The organism is Roseburia sp. AF12-17LB (genome assembly GCF_003479605.1).
Lineage (GTDB): Bacteria > Bacillota > Clostridia > Lachnospirales > Lachnospiraceae > Roseburia_C > Roseburia_C amylophila.
This window is the reverse complement of record NZ_QUHR01000027.1, coordinates 1-3,555: the sequence shown is the minus strand read 5'-3', so window position 1 is coordinate 3,555 and position 3,555 is coordinate 1. Positions and strand designations below refer to the sequence as shown.

The following is a 3,555-nucleotide window of genomic DNA, read 5'->3' as shown; positions in this document are numbered from 1 at the left end:
TAGCCGTATCGGAAGGTGCGGCTGGATCACCTCCTTTCTAAGGAAATCGAGTAGAGATTATTTCGCTGTTGAGTTATCAAAGATAACAACACAAGAGAGGAAGTTCTCTTCGCTAAGTTCGAACAGCGCTAAAGCTTGTTCTTACTAATCTCAGAGAACAGCTTTCGCACTAAGCTCGAAAGAACCTCGCTAAGTGTTCAATGCTTCTGGTGGCGATGCGCTTAGGGGAAACACCCGTCCACATCCCGAACACGATGGTTAAGACCTAAGCGGCCGATGGTACTACGCTGGAGACGGCATGGGAGAGTAGGTGGCTGCCAGATTAAAAAAAGAAAACAACAGCTATGCTGTTTTCAACATAAAACGGGCATCCGAAGGATGCTAACCTATATCAGCAGGGAAGTGCTGTTAAGATACAGGGTTTTTACCCGTGATTAGAGGATTCAAAAGATTGAGTTTTCTAATGACTGGTAAAACAGTCAGAAAAACGTACCTTGAAAACTTCATACAGAATTGATGAAAAGACTATCATTTTAGAAATGATAGACCTAAGATATCAAGACATCCGAGAAACAAACCGATTCAAAAGAATCAACAAACACAAGCGTGAAAACGCAAAAGACGCCTGTCACTAACGCTATAGATGACAGGAAGCAAGGTCAAGCGAAGAAGAGCGCAGGGTGGATGCCTTGGCACTAAGAGCCGATGAAAGACGTGATAAGCTGCGAAAAGTCACGGGGAGGAGCAAATATCCATTGATCCGTGAATGTCTGAATGGGGAAACCCACATGAGAATACCTCATGTATCCATACGCCAATCCATAACGTATGGAAGGGAACCCGGTGAACTGAAACATCTAAGTAGCCGGAGGAAGAGAAAGAAAAATCGATTTCCAAAGTAGCGGCGAGCGAAATGGAAAGAGCCCAAACCGGAGTGCGTGCATTCCGGGGTTCGGACCGCATAATTGATTCAGCAATTCCAGCAGAACTGTTTTGGGAAAGCAGACCAGAGAGGGTGAAAGTCCCGTAAGCGAAAGAAGAGCTGACATGGCGGTATCCAGAGTACATCGAGACACGAGAAACCTTGATGGAATAAGCGGGGACCACCCCGTAAGGCTAAATACTACTTAGTGACCGATAGCGCATAGTACTGTGAAGGAAAGGTGAAAAGGACCCCGGGAGGGGAGTGAAAGAGAACCTGAAACCCTGTGTTTACAAGCTGTGGAAGCACTTTATATGTGCGACCGCGTACTTTTTGTAGAACGGTCCGGCGAGTTACGCTTACTGGCGAGGTTAAGGACTTAAGGTCCGGAGCCGAAGGGAAACCAAGTCTTAATAGGGCGGTTATAGTCAGTAGGAGTAGACCCGAAACCGGGTGATCTATCCATGTCCAGGTTGAAGATGCCGTAAAAGGCGTTGGAGGACCGAACCCACATCCGTTGAAAAGGGTGGGGATGAGGTGTGGATAGGGGAGAAATTCCAATCGAACCCGGAGATAGCTGGTTCTCCTCGAAATAGCTTTAGGGCTAGCCTCGTTTTAGTCTTGTGGAGGTAGAGCACTGAATTTCCGCGGGGGCGTCAAAGCTTACCAAAGAATATCAAACTCCGAATGCCATTAAGATGATGAACGGGAGTCAGACTGTACGAGATAAGTTGGACAGTCAAAAGGGAAAGAGCCCAGACCACCAGCTAAGGTCCCAAAGTGTGTGTTAAGTGGAAAAGGATGTGGGGATTCAAAGACAACTAGGATGTTGGCTCAGAAGCAGCCATTCATTCAAAGAGTGCGTAACAGCTCACTAGTCGAGAGTCCCTGCGCCGAAAATGTCCGGGGCTGAAACACAACACCGAAGCTGTGGAATCATACCTAGTATGATTGGTAGAGGAGCATTCTTAAGACCGACGAAGCTGTACCGATAAGGAGCAGTGGAGGGATAAGAAGAGAGAATGCCGGAATGAGTAGCGAGAGGAAGGTGAGAATCCTTCCGGCCGAATATCCAAGGATTCCAGGGTAAAGCTGATCTGCCCTGGGTAAGTCGGGACCTAAGGAGAGGCCGAGAGGCGTATCCGATGGACAACAGGTTTAGATTCCTGTACCACATATGGTCAGAACTGTGGGGACGCAGAAGGAAAGCATGAGCCAGGAATGGAAAGACTGGTACAAGCAGAGGGGATGGTGTGCTGGCAAATCCGCACACGAAAGTCCTTGCTGTGATGTGGAGCGAACTAGAGTAGCGAAGCATGCGGACCGGCTGCCGAGAAAAGCCGCTATTGTGCCATATGTGCCCGTACCGTAAACCGACACAGGTGGATGAGGAGAGAATCCTAAGGCCGACGGAAGAAGTATTGTTAAGGAACTCGGCAAAATGACCCCGTAACTTCGGGAGAAGGGGTGCCTGAGAAATCAGGCCGCAGAGAATAGGCTCAAGCAACTGTTTAGCAAAAACACAGGTCTATGCAAAACCGAAAGGTGAAGTATATGGGCTGACGCCTGCCCGGTGCTGGAAGGTTAAGAGGAGAGGTTAGCGCAAGCGAAGCTTTGAATTTAAGCCCCAGTAAACGGCGGCCGTAACTATAACGGTCCTAAGGTAGCGAAATTCCTTGTCGGGTAAGTTCCGACCCGCACGAAAGGCGTAATGATTTGAGCACTGTCTCGACAATACATCCGGTGAAATTGAAGTACCAGTGAAGATGCTGGTTACCCGCGCCAGGACGGAAAGACCCCATGGAGCTTTACTCCAGTTTGGTACTGGGATTCGGTACTGCATGTACAGGATAGGTGGGAGACGAAGAAGTTAGGACGCCAGTCTTAACAGAGTCGCTGTTGGGATACCACCCTTGCAGTATTGGGTTTCTAACCAGCCGCTGTGAACCAGCGGTGGGACAATGCCAGGCGGGGAGTTTGACTGGGGCGGTCGCCTCCGAAAGGGTATCGGAGGCGCTCAAAGGTTCCCTCAGAATGGTCGGAAACCATTTAAAGAGTGCAAAGGCAGAAGGGAGCTTGACTGCGACACCGACGGGTGGAGCAGGTACGAAAGTAGGACTTAGTGATCCGGTGGCATAAAGTGGGATTGCCATCGCTCAACGGATAAAAGCTACCCTGGGGATAACAGGCTTATCACTCCCAAGAGTTCACATCGACGGAGTGGTTTGGCACCTCGATGTCGGCTCATCGCATCCTGGGGCTGTAGCAGGTCCCAAGGGTTGGGCTGTTCGCCCATTAAAGCGGTACGCGAGCTGGGTTCAGAACGTCGTGAGACAGTTCGGTCCCTATCCGGCGCGGGCGTAGGATATCTGAGGGGAGCTGGCCTTAGTACGAGAGGACCGGGCTGGACGGACCACTGGTGCATCAGCTGGATACCAAATCCATAGCTGGGTAGCCAAGTCCGGAAGGGATAAACGCTGAAGGCATCTAAGCGTGAAGCCCCCCCCAAGATGAGATGTCCCTGTCTATAAGACAGTAAGACCCCTGAAAGAGTATCAGGTAGATAGGGCAGAGGTGGAAGCACGGTAACGTGTGGAGCTGACTGTTACTAATCGGTCGAGGGCTTGACCAAA

At 50.0% G+C, this 3,555-nt stretch carries 2 rRNA genes; both read left to right on the top strand.

Features of this window, described 5'->3' with window-relative positions:
- Positions 1–205 precede the first annotated feature (205 nt).
- A 5S ribosomal RNA gene (rrf, locus tag DWV68_RS14220) occupies positions 206–323 on the top strand.
- A 334-nt stretch (positions 324–657) separates the two neighbouring features.
- Positions 658–3,554 (top strand): 23S ribosomal RNA (locus DWV68_RS14215).
- Position 3,555: the final 1 nt, after the last annotated feature.